Raw genomic sequence first — 16,422 nt, 5'->3', positions numbered from 1 at the left:
CTGATCTGTCGTCAGGCTCTGGTGTATTGATGGAACGCGTTCTAGTCTGGCGCGCCATGAAGGCCTATGTCGCCGGGGTCGGGATGACCCGCTTCGAGAAGCCCGAGACCCGGGAATGGCAGTACTGGGACATGGTGCGGGAGGCGGGGGGTGCGGCGCTCGCCGACGCCGGGGTCGACTACACCGATGTGGAACAGGTTCCCGTCGGCTACTGCTTCCAGCCCTCGACCGCCGGCCAGCGCGCCGCCTACGAGCTCGGCCTGACCGGAGTCCCCGTCTACAACGTCAACAACAACTGCGCGACCGGCGCCACCGCGCTGATGCTGGCCCGGCAGCTGGTCGAGGGCGGCGCCTCGGACTGCGTGCTGGCGCTGGGCTTCGAGAAGATGAAGAAGGGCGCGCTCGGGGGAGGCGCCGACGGCGGTGCCCGCGGCGGAGCCGCTGATGATTGGAGCTCCACGTCACCCGTGGCCCGGCACTACGGGATCATGGCCGCCCGGCACGGCTTCGAGATGACCCCGCCGACCGCGCAGATCTTCGGTGCCGCAGCCCGCGAGCACATGGAGCGGTACGGCACCACCGAGGCCCAGTTCGCCGCGGTCGCCGCCAAGAACCACCGCCACTCGGCGCACAACCCCAACGCCCAGTTCCGGGACGTGTACGAGGTGGACGACATCCTGGCCGCGCGCATGGTGCACCGGCCGCTGACCAAGCTGCAGTGCTCGCCGACCTCGGACGGCGCGGCGGCGGCCGTGGTGGTGTCGGAGCGGTTCGCCGAGGAGCGCTCGCTGACCGGCCTGGCCGAGATCGCCGGGCAGGCCATGACCACGGACACCGAGGAGTCCTTCGCGTCCGGCTCGTGCATCGACGTCGTCGGACAGCCGATGTCCCGCGAGGCGGCACGGCAGGCGTACGAGCGGGCCGGGCTCGGCATCGAGGACGTGGACGTCGTGGAGTTGCACGACTGCTTCTCCGTCAACGAACTGCTGACGTACGAGGCGCTCGGCATGTGTCCGGTGGGCGAGTCCGGCAAACTCGTCGAGTCGGGGGCGACGACGTACGGCGGCCGCTGGGTGGTGAACCCCTCCGGCGGGCTGATCTCCAAGGGGCACCCGCTGGGCGCGACCGGCCTCGCCCAGGCCGCCGAGCTGGTCTGGCAGCTGCGCGGCGAGGCGGGGGAACGGCAGGTGCCCGGGGCCCGGGTGGGCCTCGCCCACAACATCGGGCTGGGCGGGGCGGCGGTGGTCACACTGCTGCGGGCGGCGTAGCCCGGGTGTAGGTCGTACGACCCAGGACCCGGTGGTCCGAAATGCCGATGCAAGGACCGTAACCGGGTTGAGAACATGACACCCATGCTGGAAGCCGCCGACACCTCGCCCCTCATATCCCGCCGCGTCACCCCGCCCACCTGGCTGGTGGTGGCGCTGGCCTGTGCCGGACAGTTCCTGGTCGTGCTCGATGTGTCCGTGGTGAACGTCGCCCTGCCGTCGATGCGCACCGACCTCGGGCTGAGCACGTCGGGCCTCCAGTGGGTGGTGAACGCGTACGCCATCGCCTTCGCCGGGTTCATGCTGCTCGGCGGGCGGGCCGGTGACCTCTACGGCCGCAAGCGGATGTTCCTCGTCGGGCTCGGCCTGTTCACGCTGGCCTCGCTGGGCGGCGGGCTGGCCCAGGACGGCTGGCAGCTGCTGCTGGCGCGGGCCGTGCAGGGGCTGGGCGCGGCGGTGCTGGCGCCCTCGACCCTGACGCTGCTGACGGCCGCGGTGGCCGAGGGGCCGGCCCGGGCCCGGGCGATCGCGACCTGGACCGCGGTCGGCGCCGGCGGCGGTGCCGCGGGCGGACTGGTCGGCGGGGCCCTCGTGGACGTGCTGGACTGGCGGTGGGTGCTGCTGATCAACGTGCCCGTCGGTGCGGTGGTGCTCGCCGGCTCGCTGCGGTGGCTGCTGGAGAGCCGGGCGGATGGGGGTCCCCCCTGCTCGAACGAAGTTGAGAAGCTTGGGGGAGGGCGGCGGCTCGACCTGCCGGGCGCTCTGCTGGTGACGGCGGGTCTGGCGACGCTGGCGTACGGCATCTCACGGACCGAGAGCGAGGGGTGGACGGCGGCGGCCACGCTGGTGCCACTGGCCGCCGGGCTCGCGCTGGTCGGACTGTTCCTCGCCGTCGAGGCCCGCACCCCGGCCCCGCTGATGCCGCTCGGACTGTTCCGGCTGCGCTCGGTGGCGTCGTCGAACACCGCGATGTTCCTGAGCGGTTCGGCGATGTTCTGCATGTGGTTCTTCATGACGCTGTACGCGCAGAACGTGCTGGGCTACTCGCCGCTGGTCGCCGGACTCGCACTGGTGCCCAGCTCCCTCGCCGTGGTGCTCGGCTCCAAGCTGGCGCCCCGCTTCCTGCCGGCGCTGGGTGCGCGCACCGTGGCCGTGGTGGGGGCGCTGATCGCGGCCGCCGGCTTCGCGTGGCAGTCGACGATGACCGCGCACGGTGCCTACCCGACCTCCGTCATGGGCCCGGGGATCCTCATGATGCTGGGCGCCGGGCTCTCGGCGACGCCGCTGGCCGCGCTTGCCACCTCGGGGGCGTCGGCCTCCGACGCCGGGCTGGTGTCCGGTCTGGTCAACACCTCCCGCACGATGGGCGGTTCGCTGGGGCTCGCGGTGATGTCCACGATCGCGGCAACGCGTACGGCGCACACCGGCAGCGGCGTCGGGGCCGAGGCCCTGACCGAGGGGTACGCGCTGGCGTTCCGGACCGGGACCGGGGTGCTGCTGGGCGGGGTGGTGCTCATGCTGCTCTGGCTGCCGAAGAAAATTTCGACGAGTTCCGTGAGGTGAGGCAACGGTCCGGGCGGCCCATGGACTCCTTTTGACATCTAGGAGGTGCCCATGGGGGACGGGAAGCAGGCTCGGAACGAGGAGTTCCAGAGCTTCATGATCGGCCGCTGGCCGCGGCTGATGCGTACGGCATTTCTCCTCACGGGGGAGCAGCACGCCGCGGAGGACCTGGTCCAGTCGACGCTCGAGCAGGTCTATGTGGCCTGGCGCAGGGTCGGCTCGGCCGACGACCCGGAGGCGTACGTACGGCGCGTGATGATCAACGCGCACGCGCGCAAGCACAGAAGAAGGCTGAAGGAGTTCCTCGCGCCGAGGGACGACTCGGGCCTGGTGCACGAGGTGCCCGACACGGGCGACCGCATCGCGCAGGCCGACGACCGCAGTGCCCTGCTCAAGGCGCTCGCCCAACTGCCCGCGCGGCAGCGGGAGGCGGTGGTCCTGCGCTACTGGGAGGACCTGACGGAGACCCAGGCGGCGGAGGCGATGGGCTGCTCGGTCGGCACGGTGAAGAGCAACGCGGCCAAGGGGATCGCGAAACTCCGCGCCATACCGGGACTGGCCGAGATGGTGACGCAGGGAGGGCGGAAGTGATGAGCGCGGACCGGAACAGGAACCACGACATGAGCCAGACGGACATCGCCCTCCTCCTCGCGGACGCCGCGGACGAGGTCGAGATCGGTATAGCCCCGGTGCAGGCGGTCATCCGCGGCGGCCGGCGGCGCAGAGCACGGCGCTGGGCGGTGGCGACGGCCACGGCGCTGGTGGTGGCCGGATCGACGGGGGCCCTGGCGGTGACGGGGCTGCCGGGCGGCGGCCCTGCGGACCGGCAGGCGCACGTGGCGAAGCCGCCGGCCTCGGCTGAGGCCCGGCATGTGTACGAGCCGCAGCGGACCGAGCTGGCCCGGGGGATGTATCGCGGCAAGCAGTGGCGTGCCGCCGTCGAGTTGTGGGGAGCGCCGCGCGACCAGGCGGAAGCGGCCCGGCAGTTCCAGGCCATGGACAGGCTGGGGCTCGAGCCGGCGGAGGTCCACAAGCCCGCCGACCTGATCGGCAAGGTCTCGTTCTTCGTGACCCGGGCCTACGGCGACCACCGCCCGCAGCAGGTGATGTTCAACACGGTGAAGAAGCTGGAGCGTTTCTCGGGCACGGACCTGGAGGCCGCCGCGACCCGTCTGGGGTACGAACCCGAGAGCTCCGGCCGTCTGGTGATCGGCATGGTCGCCAACACCGCCCAGCAGGTCAAGTGCACCTGGAAGGACGGCACGAGCACCGTGGATCTGCCTCAGCGGGCGGCCGGCTTTCCGATGAGCTGGTTCGGGTGCGTGGCACCGGAGGGGACGAGCTACCGGTCGGCGGAGGTGATCCAGTAAGGCGACCCAGGCCGGGCGGTGCTCACAGCCATCCCTGCTGCCGGGCCTCCCGCACCGCCTCCGCCCGGTTCCGTGTGCCCGTCTTGCCGATCGCGGACGACAGGTAGTTGCGGACCGTGGACTCGGACAGATGGAGCCGGCCGGCGATGTCGGCGACCGTCGCCCCGTCCGCCGAGGCCTTCAGCACCTCGCACTCCCGGGCGGTCAGCGGATTCGGCCCGGCGCTGAGCGCGGCCGCGGCCAGCGCCGGATCGACCACGGTCTCCCCGGTGAGCACGCGCCGGATCGCCTGGGCCAGTTCCTCCACCGGCCCGTCCTTGACCAGGAAGCCTGCCGCTCCGGCCTCCATGGCCCGGCGCAGATAGCCGGGCCGGCCGAAGGTGGTCAGGATCAACACCCGGCAGTCGGGGGCCTGCTCACGCAGCTCGGCCGCCGCGTCCAGGCCGCTGATGCCCGGGAGTTCGATGTCCAGCAGGGCCACGTCCGGCCGGTGCAACAGCGCGGCCGCCACGATCGCGTCACCGGTCGCGACCTGGGCGACCACCTCGATGTCGTCCTCCATGCCGAGCAACAGGGCGAGCGCGCCGCGCATCATGCCCTGGTCCTCGGCGAGGAGGACCCGGATGTTCTTCACGGTCCCAGCGTAGCCAAGGGCGGGAAACTAAAGACTCGTCATGGTTCGAGTCCGCAGGGGTTGACGGCCCGCGGGGACCCGCAAACAATCGCCTCTGCATTTCCGGCAATTGTTCGGCATTTCGACGTCGAATGGGTTCGGTATATCGATCGAACGACGTTCGGTATATCGAACCACTCGACCGCCCCCGCACCGCCCTACGAGGAACCGAAGAGGTGCACGTGCTCCCCACACTCCTGCGCTCATGTCCGCGGCGGCTCAGAAAAGCCGCCCTGTCCGTGCTCGCGGCCTTCGCGACCGTCGCCGCGCTCGTCGTCGGCGTCGGCACCCCGCAGGCCGCCGCCGCGAGTTCGCTGCCCTGTGACGTCTACGCGGCCGCAGGCACTCCCTGCGTCGCCGCGCACAGCCTGGTCCGGGCGCTGTACTCGTCGTACAGCGGCTCGCTGTACCAGGTGAAGCGGGCCTCCGACGGCGCCACCGCGAACATCGGCCTGCTGGCCACCGGCGGATACGCCAACGCGGCCGCCCAGGACTCCTTCTGCTCCGGCACGACCTGCATCATCACCGAGATCTACGACCAGTCCCCACGCCACAACCACCTCACCGTCGAGGGCGCGGGCGGCGCCGGCGCGGCCGATGTCGGGGCGCCCGCGGACGCCCTGCCGGTGACCGTCGGCGGACACCAGGTCTACGGCCTGGAGATCTCCGCCGGCATGGGCTACCGCGACAACTCCACCTCGGGCGTGGCCGTGAACGGGCAGGCCGAGGGGATGTACATGGTGACCTCCGGCACCCACGTCAACGGTCGCTGCTGCTTCGACTACGGCAACGCCGAGACGAACAACCTGGACACCGGCAACGGCCACATGGACGCCATCAACTTCGGCACCGAGTGCTGGTTCTCGCCCTGCTACGGACAGGGGCCGTGGGTGCAGGCCGACCTGGAGAACGGGCTGTTCCAGTCCGACGCCGGGTACAGCAAGAACACGTCCAACACCGGCACCGGACCGCTGCCGTTCGTGACCGCGCTGCTCAAGAACAACGGGCAGAACCATTTCGCGCTGAAATACGGAAATACGCAATCCGGCGGACTGACGACCACCTATTCCGGCGGAGAGCCGACCACCAGTGGCTACTCGCCGATGCACCAGGAGGGCGCGATCGTCCTCGGCACCGGCGGCGACAACAGCAACGGTTCCATCGGGTCCTTCTTCGAGGGCGTCATGACCTCCGGCATCCCGACCGACGCCGCCGACGACGCCGTCCAGTCCAACATCGTCTCCGTCGGCTACGGCGGCCCGACCGGCAGCACCGGCACGCTCAGCGCCGGCTCGGAGATCTCGCTGCGCGCGACGACTTCCTGCTGCACCACCGACTACGTCCGCCACCAGAACGACACGGCCGTCATCTCGTCGGTGACGTCGAGCAGTTCGTCCCTCGACAAGAACGACGCGACCTGGATCGTGCGCCGGGGGCTCGCCGACAGCTCCTGCGTCTCCTTCGAGTCGCGGAACTATCCCGGTGACTTCCTGCGCCACTACAACTACCTGCTCCACCGGCAGCCCATGGACGGCTCCAGCCAGTTCCGGGCCGACGCCACCTTCTGCCCGCAGACCGGCAAGAGCGGCACGGGCACCTCGTTCGCCTCGTACAACTACCCGACGAGGTACCTGCGCCACTACAACCTCAATGTCTACATAGCGAGCAACGGCGGCTCCAACGCGTGGGACAGCAGCTCCTCGTGGAGCGACGACGTCAGCTGGGCGGTCAGCTCGCCCTGGGCGCCGTAACCGCTCCCACCGCGGTCAGTTCCGTCGGCTCCACCGGGAGTTCGGCGGTGACCGTGAAGCCGCCTCGCGGCGACGGGCCGGCCCTGAGGGAGCCGCCCGCCGCCGCGAGGCGCTCGGTCAGGCCCGTCAGACCGGTGCCGCCGATGCCCTCCGCGGCGCGCGTGACGGCCTTGCCGGTGCCGTTGTCGGTGACGGTGAGCCGGGCCTGCTCGGCGGTGCTCTCGATGGTGATCTCGCAGCGGGAGGCGTCGCTGTGCCGGACGACGTTGGTGACCGCCTCGCGCACCACCCAGCCGAGCAGCGCCTCGGTCTGCGGGGCCAGCGGCGTCCCGGACTGGCGCACCGCCGGCTCCACGCTCGACGCGGACAGCGCCGAGCGGGCCCGGGTCAGCTCGGTGGCCAGGCTGCCCTCGCGGTAGCCGGTCACCGCCTCGCGGATCTCGGTGAGCGCCTGCCGGCCCACCGACTCGATGTCACCGATCTGCGTGAGCGCCGCGTCCATGTCGCGCGGGGCCAGCCGCCGGGCCGCCTCCGACTTCACCACGATCACCGACAGGGTGTGGCCGAGCAGGTCGTGCAGATCGCGGGAGAAGCGCAGCCGCTCCTTCTCCACCGCCCGCCGGGCCAGCTCCTCCCGGGCGGCGCGCAGTTCCCGCACGGCCTCGGACAGGCCGAGGATCGCGGCGGTCACCATGCTCGACAGGAAGGTCGCGTAGCCGATGTTCGTCGCGTCCCCCCAGCCGTCGCGCACGCCGGAGACGGCTCCCGCGTACACCGCGAGCAGCACGCCGGTGCGGCCCAGCCAGGGGCCGCGCAGTGTGGCGCCCGTCGCGAGGCCCAGCAGCGGGAAGAACATCAGCCAGTTGCCGCCGTATCCGACGGCCAGGCCCGTGGTCAGCAGGCCCATCAGTCCCAGCGCCACCCGGGTGGAGACCGCCTCGCGCTTCGCCCGGTCGAAGGAGCGGAAGGTGACGTAGACGTACAGCGAGTTGAAGGCGAGCAGCCCCAGGCCGCCGACCCACGGGTTCGGTGTCCTGCCCTGCAGCACGTTGGAGAAGGACCCCATCCCCATCAGCAGCCAGGGCAGCAGCGCGAAGCCGGTGGGCGGCGGGCCCGGGTGGTCGACGCCCGAGGCGTCCCCGTTCTTCCGGGCGGCCCGCTGCGCGGCCCGGAACCGCTCCATGTCCGCCCGCCACCGGGCCCGCGCCTCCTGTACGGCCCGGATGCGGCATCTCGCCTGCGTCCACCACGACATCTCTTCGTCCCCCGATCAAGTGGTCCCCGCCCTGCGGCGGTACGACAGCACGGCGTACGAACCGGGCGCCGGCTGCCAGATGGTCATCACGATGATCGCACCGGGTGTGGCGCGCCGCGTCTGTCCCATGCCTACGACGGTAGGAGTCCGGACCGTTCCCCGGCAGATGCGGATGTCCGCACTCGGGCAGTACAAATGTCACCGCCGAGTCACCTGACACGGCGTCAGGAGCCTTCACAAGTGCGGAGTGCTGGGCTATACAGGGGGCGCCGGACTGGAACGCGTTCTAGATCCGCCCGTGGACGACCTCGGTGCGGCCGACGGTGCGGACGTCCGCACCGAGGTCTTGAGACCCGTCAGGAGCCCCATGCCCATCGACGCAGCCAAGGCCCTCGCCGCCGAGCCCCGGACCGGTGAGATCACCTGGACCGCCAAGGACGTCCAGCTCTACCACCTCGGCATCGGCGCCGGCGCGAACCCGGACAAGGACAGCCCCGCCACCGACCCCGACGAGCTGCGCTACACCCTGGAGTCCCGGCTTCACGTCCTGCCGAGCTTCGCCGCAGTCGCGGGCTCCGGCGCCCCCGGTGTCATCAGCGGGCTGTCCCTGCCCGGGATCGAGGTCGAGCTCGCCAAGGTCCTGCACGGCGGCGAGACGCTGCAGATCCACCGTCCCATCCCGGTGACGGGCACCGCGACCGCCACCCGCCGCGTCGCCGCCGTGTACGACAAGGGAAAGGCGGCCGTGCTCGTGCTGCGCACCGAGGTCACTGACGCCGACGGGCCGCTGTGGACCGACGACGCGCAGATCTTCGTACGGGGAGAGGGCGGCTTCGGCGGCGACCGCGGCCCCTCCACCCGACTGGAGCCCCCCACCGGCGAGCCCGACCGGACCGTCGAGCGCCCGATCCGCGCCGACCAGGCCCTGCTCTACCGCCTCTCCGGCGACCGCAACCCCCTGCACGCCGACCCCGAGTTCGCCAAGCTCGCCGGGTTCGACCGGCCCATCCTGCACGGGCTGTGCACCTACGGCATCACCCTCAAGGCGGTCGTGGACACGCTGCTCGGCGGCGATGTGACCCGGGTGCGCGAGTACAGCACGCGGTTCGCCGGGGTCGTGTACCCGGGGGAGACCCTGCGGATCCGGATGTGGCGCGAGCAGGGCCAGGTGCGGGTCGCCGTGAGCGCCGTTGAGCGGGCAGACGCGCCCGTCCTGGCCGACACCGTCGTTCAGCACTCCTGAAGAGCCTCCGAGGGGAGCCGCACCATGCGCGCAGCCGTACTGCACGAGATCGGCCAGGAAAAGCTGGAGATCCTCGACGACATCGAGGCGGTGGGTTTTGGGCCCGGCAAGGTGAGGGTCCGGGTGCGGGCCACCGGGCTGTGCCACTCGGACCTGTCCGCGATGAACGGGGTACTGCCCCAGCCGGCCCCCTTCGTGCCCGGTCACGAGGGCGCGGGCGAGATCCTCGAAGTCGGAGAGAATGTCAGCCACTTGAAGCCCGGTGACCGGGTCGTCATCTGCTGGCTGCCCGCCTGCGGCGCCTGTCCCGCCTGCAGGCGGGGCCAGAGCGAGCTGTGCCTGGCCGGGTTCATGAACGCGGGCACCCCCAACTTCAAGCGCTCCGGCGCTGACGTCTTCGGCTTCGCGGGCACCGGCACCTTCGCCGAGGAGGTCGTCGTGGACGCGGGCTGCGCGGTGCCGATCCCGGACGACGTGCCCTTCGACATCGCCGCCCTCATCGGCTGCGGGGTGACGACCGGACTCGGCGCCGCCCTCAACACCGCCGACGTGGAGGCCGGTTCGTCGGTCGCCGTCATCGGCTGCGGCGGCGTCGGCATCTCCGCGGTGCAGGGGGCCCGGCTGAAGGGCGCCGCCGAGATAGTCGCCGTGGACCCGGTCGCCTCCCGGCGCGAGTCGGCGCTCAAGTTCGGTGCCACGAAGGCCGTTTCCCCGGAGGAGTTGGCCGACGCCAAGCAGCAGGTCACCGGCGGCGAGGGCTTCGACTACGTCTTCGAGGTCGTCGGCAGGTCCGCAACCGCCCGCACCGCGTACGAGAACACCCGGCGCGGCGGCACCCTCGTCGTGGTCGGCGCGGGCGCCATGGACGACTTCCTGCAGCTCAACATGTTCGAGCTGTTCTTCGACGAGAAGCGGATCCTGCCCTCCATGTACGGCGGCGGGGACGTCCTCAGCTCCTACGAGCGCACCATCGCCCTGTGGCGGGCGGGCCGCGTCGACCTGGCCGGCCTGATCACCCACCGGGTGCCGCTGGCGGAGATCAACGAGGCCCTGGACCAGATGCGTACCGGGACGGCCCTGCGTACGTGCATCGAGATCTGAGGACGGACCGGAATGTCACTGCCACTTGAGGGACTGTCCGCCGTCGTCACCGGCGCCGGGCGCGGGCTCGGCCGGGCCGAGGCACTCGAACTCGCCCGGCTCGGCGCGGCCGTCGTCGTCAACGACTACGGACAGCCGGGCCGCGACGGCTCCGGCACGGCCTCGGCCGGGCCCGCCGAGCAGGTCGCCGCCGAGATACGCGACAGCGGCGGCCGGGCGGTCGCGCACACCGGAGACGTGGCCGACTTCGCGCAGGCCCGGGAACTCGTCGGCCTGGCGATCGCCGAGTTCGGCAAGCTGGACATCCTCGTCAACAACGCGGGCATCCTTCGCGACCGCATGGTCTTCTCCATGACCGAGGACGAGTGGGACTCGGTCATCCGCGTCCACCTCAAGGGACACTTCAACACCACCCGCTTCGCCGCCGCACACTGGCGCGACCGGGCCAAGGCGGCCGGGGCACAGGTGTACGGGAGGATCGTGAACACCTCCTCTGAGGCGTTCCTGGCCGGCTCCGCCGGACAGCCCAACTACGCGGCGGCGAAGGGCGGGATCGTCGGCCTGACCACCTCCACCGCCCTCGCCCTCGCCAAGTACGGCGTCACGGCCAACGTGATCTGCCCGCGCGCCCGGACCCGGATGACCGCGGACGTCTTCGAGGGCTTCCAGGAACCGGACGCGGGCAGCCTCGACCCGCTCGCCCCCGAGCACGTCGCCCCGCTCGTCGGCTACCTGGCCTCACCCGCCGCCGCCCGGGTCAACGGGCAGCTGCTCGTCGTCCACGGCGGCATGGTCGCCGTGGTGGAACGGCCGCGGGTGCAGGCGAAGTTCGACAGCAAGCAGGAGACGTTCAGCTACGACGAGCTGGACGCGCTGCTCACCCCGCACTACGCGGAGCGGCCGCCGCGGGAGACGTTCGCCGCGGCCGAGGTGCTGGGCCTCAAGCGCGGCTGAACGCGACGGGAGAACGAGAGAGGGGGTGCCCGCCGGTCGACGGGCACCCCCTCTTTCTCACTACCGTCAGGCAGCCGCCTCGGCTGTCTCCTGGGCCGGCTTACGGTGACGCCCGTGCGGAGCCGTCTCACTGTCCTGGGCCGCGATCGGGCCCCGGTGCCGGCCGTGTCCGGCCGCGTTCTGAGAGTCGGCAGACAGCGGCTGAGTCGTGCTGGTGTCGCTCATCGGAAGAATTCACCCCGTCAACAAGATCTCTTACAGCGCGGCGAGTTTAACCGGCGCACCACGGGCCGAATCCAGGCGGGCACGCCGACCGGTGCTACTTCGTTACAAGTCGGCCGAGAGGCGCCTGTTGCAGCGGTACCGGACGGACCGTCACCGGTCCCGGAGGATCCGGTTCCGCCGTCTCCCAGGGCGCCTCGGGCACCCCGGCAGCCGTGCCGTTCCGGACCGGATCCCCCGGACCCGCCTCCCCCCTGGGCGCCGTCAGCTCCGCCACGCCGCACGGGACCTCCCCCGTGGCGTACGGCAGCCGCAGCACCCCGTCCTGCGTCCACAGCCCGGACCCGGTCAACCACCCCTCGGGCGCCGGGAGATGGCACACCTGCCGCTCGGCCGGCCGCCAGGTGCCGAGCCAGCTGCCGAACGGCCCGGCGATGCGCAGCGCCACCGCACAGGTCTCCGGCATCAGCATCTGCCCCGGCTGGATCGCGAACGGCGTCACCGCACAGTCCGGGACCCGCAGGCACTCCGGGAACCGCACCGGCAGCGTGCTTCCCATGACCCCCCAGCCCAATCGTTCCTGCCCCGGGGAGGGCGCGTCCGAGGAGATCAGCAGCAGCCCGCTGTCCGGGTCGGCGAGCAGCAACCGGTCGTCGCTGCCCTCCGCGATCTGCAGCAGGGGCGAGATCTCGCCGCCGCGCTCCAGGTCGACCACGACCGTCTTGGTGCGCCCGCCGAGTTCCCGGTCCAGCGCGAGCATCCGCCCGCCACGGTCCAGCCAGGCCCCGCCCGAGCAGCGCCCCGGCACCTCCGCCAGCTGCTCGGGCCCGAAGGCGCCGCCCGCCACCAGCCACACCGCGCTCGAGGTCGGACCGACCGCGAGGGCGTACGCGCGCACCCCGCCCGGCGCCGAGGGCAGCAGCGTGAGCCGGGTGCCCGGCTCCGGGCACTCCACCGCGCCCAGCGGCAGTTGGCCGGTGCCGGGGCCGGTCGGGTACAGCAGTGAGAAGGTGTGCCGGCGCTCCACCAGCCGCCGGATCAGCACCCGCCCGTCCGCCATCGGCTGCACCTGGGTGCCGGGCTCCTCCGGCTGGTTGCCGGGCAGCGGCACCGCGTACGGCTCCGGGCCGTCCAGGGTCCAGCGCTCCGGGAACCAGGAGTCGCCGTCCAGCGCCAGGCGGGCGGCGTACGCGCCGTCCGCCGTGATGGCGCACCGCGTCCCCGGCACACCGTCGTCCTCACCGGTGGAGGGGGGTTCGATCGCACAGGCAGTCATCGTTCGGTCACCTCCGGCGACGAAGCTAGTTTTCGCACGCGCGGGCGTGGGATCGCCCGACCCCGGCTTCACACATACGTGTGGCGCAGAAGCGATTCCTCTGAGGAGACCGGGGCGTTTGTGCTGAGCGGGACCAGGGGGAGCGGATGCGGTACAGCCCGGCAGAACAGCCAGGTAGCCTTTTCCCCGTGCCCCGTCTGTCTGAAGTCATCGCCGCGCTGGAGAACCTGTGGCCCGCCGAGCGGGCCGAGTCCTGGGACGCGGTCGGCACGGTCGTGGGCGACCCCGACCAGGGGGTCACCCGGGTCCTGTTCGCCGTCGACCCGGTGCCGGACATCGTCGACGAGGCGGTGAAGCTGGGCGCCGACCTGCTGGTCACCCACCACCCGCTCTACCTGCGCGGTACGACCACGGTCGCGGCCACGCACTTCAAGGGCCGGATCGTGCACACGCTGATCAAGAACGACATCGCGCTGCACGTCGCCCACACCAACGCCGACACCGCCGACCCGGGCGTCTCGGACGCCCTCGCGGGTGCGCTCGACCTCCGTGTCGTACGCCCCCTCGTGCCGGACCCGACCGACCCCGAGGGCCGCCGGGGCCTGGGCCGCGTCTGCGAACTCGACCACCCCCTGACCGTGCGCGAGCTGGCCGCCCGCGCCGCCGAACGGCTGCCCGCCACCGCGCAGGGCATCCGGGTGGCCGGCGACCCCGAGGCCGTCGTCCGCACGGTCGCTGTCAGCGGCGGCTCCGGCGACAGCCTCTTCGACCAGGTCCGCGCGGCCGGCGTCGACGCCTTCCTCACCGCCGACCTGCGCCACCACCCCGCCTCCGAGGCCGTGGCGCAGAGCCCCCTCGCGCTGCTCGACGCGGCGCACTGGGCCACCGAGTGGCCCTGGTGCGAGCTGGCCGCAGCCCAGCTCGACGAGATCTCCGACCGCCACGGCTGGGACCTGCGCGTCCACGTGTCCAAGACGGTCACCGACCCCTGGACCGCCCACGCGGCGTCCAACGTCACCACTAGTTAACCGGGAGCCCCCAACTGAACGCCGCGCCCGCCGACCAGATCCGACTCCTCGACGTCCAGGCCCTCGACGTCCGCCTGCAGCAGCTGGCACACAAGCGGAGGTCGCTGCCCGAGCACGCCGAGATCGAGTCGCTGAACAAGGACCTGACGCAGCTGCGCGACCTACTGGTGGCCGCGCAGACCGAGGAGAGCGACTGCGCCCGCGAGCAGACCAAGGCCGAGCAGGACGTGGACCAGGTGCGCCAGCGCGCCGCCCGCGACCAGCAGCGCCTGGACTCCGGCGCCGTGACCTCGCCCAAGGACCTGTCCAACCTCCAGCACGAGATCGCCTCCCTCGCCAAGCGCCAGGGCGACCTGGAGGACGTCGTCCTCGAGGTCATGGAGCGCCGCGAGGCCGCGCAGGAGCGGGTGACCGAGCTGACCGAGCGGGTCGGGTCCGTGCAGTCGAAGACCGACGACGCGAGCGCCCGCCGGGACTCGGCCTTCGAGCAGATCGACGGCGAGGTCGCCTCGGTGACCAAGGAGCGCGAGGTCATCGCCGCCTCCGTCCCCGCGGACCTGCTCAAGCTGTACGACAAGCTGCGCGAGCAGCAGGGCGGCATCGGCGCGGCCAAGCTGTACGCCCGCACCTGCCAGGGCTGCCGTCAGGAGCTGGCCATCACCGAGCTGAACGAGATCCGTTCGGCGGCGCCGGACACGGTGGTCCGCTGCGAGAACTGCCGCCGCATCCTGGTGCGTACGGCCGAGTCGGGCCTGTAAGGAGCCGGGGCGGTGCGGGAGTTCATCGTCGAGGCCGACGGCGGGTCACGGGGCAACCCGGGGCCCGCGGGCTACGGGTCCGTGGTGATCGACGCGGCGACGGGGGAGACCCTGGCGGAGGCCGCGGAGTACATCGGCATCGCCACGAACAACGTGGCCGAGTACCGGGGCCTGGTGGCCGGCCTGCGCGCCGCGCACGCCCTCGACCCCACCGCCCGGATCCACGTCCGCATGGACTCCAAGCTCGTCATCGAGCAGATGTCGGGCCGTTGGAAGATCAAGCACCCCGCCATGAAGCCCCTCGCGTTGGAGGCGGGCCAGGTCTTCCCCGCGGACCAGATCACCTACGAGTGGATCCCCCGCGAACAGAACAAACACGCCGACCGCCTGGCCAACGAGGCCATGGACGCGGGAGTCAAGGGCGGCCAGTGGTCCGCGTCCGAGTCCAGGGCTGCCCTGGACACCCCGCGCCCCGTCCCCGAGCCCTCGGGCCCACCGGGGGACGCGGCAGCGGGCGCGGCGAAGGCGCGGGCGGCAATGGCGCAAGGCCGTGCAGCCGATGCCGCAGCAGCCGACGCAGCTGCGGGCAGTCGTGCCGCTGGGGCGGCGCCCGTCCCAGAGAAAGGCGCGCCTCCCAGCGAGCAGCGCCCTGCCACCCCCGACGAGCAGCATCGCACCAGCACCCCCGGCTGGAGCGCCGCTCCCGACCTCGGCGCCCCCGCCACCTTCGTCCTCCTCCGCCACGGCGAAACCCCCCTCACCCCCCAGAAGCGCTTCTCCGGCAGCGGCGGCAGCAACCCCTCCCTCTCGGACGCGGGCCGCGAGCAGGCCCACCGAGCGGCAGAGGCACTCGCCAGGCGAGGCACGATCCAGGCGATCCTCGCCTCCCCCCTCGCCCGCACCCGCGAAACCGCCGGCATCGTCGCCGCCCGCCTCGGCCTGGGCGTCACGATCGAAGAGGGCCTGCGGGAGACGGACTTCGGCGCCTGGGAGGGCCTCACCTTCGGCGAGGTCCGCGAACGCCACCCGGACGACCTGAACGCCTGGCTCGCCGACCCCGAGGCCCACCCCACCGGCGGCGGCGAGAGCTTCGCGGAGACCGCCACCCGGATGGAGGCCACCAGGGAGAAGCTGGTCGCGGCCTACGCGGGCCGCACGGTCCTGCTGGTCACACACGTCACCCCGGTCAAGACCCTCGTCCGCCTCGCACTGGGCGCCCCGCCCGAGTCGCTGTTCCGCATGGAACTCTCCGCGGCCTCCCTGTCGGCGGTGGCGTACTACGCGGACGGCAACGCGAGCGTGCGGCTGTTCAACGACACGTCCCACCTGCGTCCCTGAGCCCCGCGGCGGCCCGCGCCAACTCCTCGATCCGGACCCAGTCCCCGGCGGCCACCGCGTCCGCCGGGACCATCCAGCTCCCGCCCACGCAGCCGACGTTGGGCAGGGACAGATACTCCGGCGCGGTCGCGGGCCCGATCCCGCCCGTCGGGCAGAAACGGGCCTGCGGCAGCGGACCGGCCAGGGACTTCAGATAGGCGGTCCCGCCCGCCGCCTGCGCGGGGAAGAACTTCATCTCCCGCACCCCGCGCTCCAGCAGTGCCACCACCTCCGAGGTGGTCGACACCCCCGGCAGGAACGGCACCCCGGACGCCCGCATCGCCGTCAGCAGCGCGTCCGTCCACCCGGGGCTGACCAGAAACCGCGCCCCGGCCGCCACGCACACGCCCACCTGCTCCGGCGCGATCACCGTCCCCGCCCCGACCACCGCGTCCGGCACCTCACCGGCGACCGCCCGGATCGCGTCCAGCGCGGCCGGCGTCCGCAGCGTCACCTCGATCGCGGGCAACCCGCCGGCCACCAGCGCACGGGCGAGCGGTACGGCGTCGGCGGCGTCCTCGACGACGACGACGGGCACGACGGGCGCGAGGTCCAGCACAGACGAGGGCATGCCGCTCATCCT

The 16,422-nt window shown here is 72.1% G+C and carries 15 protein-coding genes; 11 read left to right on the top strand and 4 right to left on the bottom strand.

Annotation, left to right across the window (positions count from 1 at the left end; genetic code table 11):
* Nucleotides 1-56 precede the first annotated feature (56 nt).
* From ACWC5O_RS21360 to ACWC5O_RS21345, 4 genes are all read left to right on the top strand, one after another.
* Nucleotides 57-1,268: a thiolase C-terminal domain-containing protein gene (locus ACWC5O_RS21360; RefSeq protein WP_450589128.1), complete on the top strand. Its 1,212-nt coding sequence runs from the start codon at nt 57-59 to the stop codon at nt 1,266-1,268.
* Nucleotides 1,269-1,343: 75 nt separating this feature from the next.
* Nucleotides 1,344-2,831, top strand: coding sequence for an MFS transporter (locus ACWC5O_RS21355; RefSeq protein ID WP_450588973.1), 1,488 nt, complete (start codon nt 1,344-1,346; stop codon nt 2,829-2,831).
* Between the two features lie 51 nt (nt 2,832-2,882).
* Nucleotides 2,883-3,422, top strand: a complete 540-nt coding sequence (locus ACWC5O_RS21350; protein ID WP_386572303.1) for a SigE family RNA polymerase sigma factor — start codon at nt 2,883-2,885, stop codon at nt 3,420-3,422.
* Between the two features lie 29 nt (nt 3,423-3,451).
* A complete protein-coding gene (locus tag ACWC5O_RS21345) occupies nt 3,452-4,201 on the top strand; it encodes a hypothetical protein (RefSeq protein WP_450588975.1) in 750 nt (249 codons plus the stop codon).
* Between the two features lie 22 nt (nt 4,202-4,223).
* Here the strand turns inward: ACWC5O_RS21345 and ACWC5O_RS21340 are convergent, their stop codons facing one another.
* Nucleotides 4,224-4,835, bottom strand: a complete 612-nt coding sequence (locus ACWC5O_RS21340) for a response regulator (protein WP_450588977.1) — start codon at nt 4,833-4,835, stop codon at nt 4,224-4,226.
* A gap of 221 nt (nt 4,836-5,056) precedes the next feature.
* Between ACWC5O_RS21340 and ACWC5O_RS21335 the strand changes: the two genes are divergently transcribed.
* Complete coding sequence (locus tag ACWC5O_RS21335; protein WP_450588979.1) at nt 5,057-6,625, top strand: alpha-L-arabinofuranosidase B; 1,569 nt, start codon at nt 5,057-5,059, stop codon at nt 6,623-6,625.
* Here the strand turns inward: ACWC5O_RS21335 and ACWC5O_RS21330 are convergent.
* Nucleotides 6,603-7,880, bottom strand: a complete 1,278-nt coding sequence (locus ACWC5O_RS21330; RefSeq protein WP_450588981.1) for a sensor histidine kinase — start codon at nt 7,878-7,880, stop codon at nt 6,603-6,605. The genes ACWC5O_RS21335 and ACWC5O_RS21330 overlap by 23 nt on opposite strands.
* Before the next feature lie 367 nt (nt 7,881-8,247).
* On the opposite strand from ACWC5O_RS21330, the gene ACWC5O_RS21325 reads away from it, so the two are divergent.
* The 3 genes from ACWC5O_RS21325 to ACWC5O_RS21315 are packed head-to-tail and all read left to right on the top strand — an operon-like array spanning nt 8,248 to nt 11,178.
* Entirely contained in the window at nt 8,248-9,123 is an 876-nt protein-coding gene (locus ACWC5O_RS21325; RefSeq protein ID WP_450588983.1) for a MaoC/PaaZ C-terminal domain-containing protein, read from the top strand.
* A 24-nt stretch (nt 9,124-9,147) separates the two neighbouring features.
* Nucleotides 9,148-10,224 carry a Zn-dependent alcohol dehydrogenase gene (locus ACWC5O_RS21320; protein WP_450588985.1) on the top strand — a complete coding sequence of 359 codons (1,077 nt, stop codon included), beginning with the start codon at nt 9,148-9,150 and terminating at the stop codon, nt 10,222-10,224.
* A gap of 12 nt (nt 10,225-10,236) precedes the next feature.
* Nucleotides 10,237-11,178, top strand: coding sequence for a 3-oxoacyl-ACP reductase (locus ACWC5O_RS21315; RefSeq protein WP_450588986.1), 942 nt, complete (start codon nt 10,237-10,239; stop codon nt 11,176-11,178).
* Nucleotides 11,179-11,497: 319 nt separating this feature from the next.
* Here the strand turns inward: ACWC5O_RS21315 and ACWC5O_RS21310 are convergent, their stop codons facing one another.
* The gene (locus tag ACWC5O_RS21310; protein WP_450588987.1) at nt 11,498-12,676 is read right to left on the bottom strand and encodes a hypothetical protein; all 1,179 of its coding nucleotides are present in this window, start codon (nt 12,674-12,676) and stop codon (nt 11,498-11,500) included.
* 188 nt (nt 12,677-12,864) lie between these two features.
* On the opposite strand from ACWC5O_RS21310, the gene ACWC5O_RS21305 reads away from it, so the two are divergent.
* From ACWC5O_RS21305 to ACWC5O_RS21295, 3 genes are read left to right on the top strand one after another with little or no spacing between them, the layout of a single operon-like run.
* Complete coding sequence (locus ACWC5O_RS21305) at nt 12,865-13,704, top strand: Nif3-like dinuclear metal center hexameric protein (protein ID WP_450588989.1); 840 nt, start codon at nt 12,865-12,867, stop codon at nt 13,702-13,704.
* Between the two features lie 14 nt (nt 13,705-13,718).
* Nucleotides 13,719-14,462, top strand: a complete 744-nt coding sequence (locus ACWC5O_RS21300) for a zinc ribbon domain-containing protein (protein WP_450589130.1) — start codon at nt 13,719-13,721, stop codon at nt 14,460-14,462.
* A gap of 12 nt (nt 14,463-14,474) precedes the next feature.
* On the top strand, nt 14,475-15,800 hold the full coding sequence (locus ACWC5O_RS21295) for a bifunctional RNase H/acid phosphatase (RefSeq protein ID WP_450588991.1): 1,326 nt from the start codon (nt 14,475-14,477) through the stop codon (nt 15,798-15,800).
* Here the strand turns inward: ACWC5O_RS21295 and eda are convergent.
* Nucleotides 15,772-16,419, bottom strand: a complete 648-nt coding sequence (gene eda, locus ACWC5O_RS21290; protein WP_450588993.1) for a bifunctional 4-hydroxy-2-oxoglutarate aldolase/2-dehydro-3-deoxy-phosphogluconate aldolase — start codon at nt 16,417-16,419, stop codon at nt 15,772-15,774. The genes ACWC5O_RS21295 and eda overlap by 29 nt on opposite strands.
* Nucleotides 16,420-16,422 lie beyond the last annotated feature (3 nt).

The organism is Streptomyces sp. NPDC001450 (assembly GCF_053597295.1).
The sequence above is the reverse complement of the archived record's forward strand: the minus strand, read 5'-3'. Positions and strand labels throughout refer to the sequence as shown.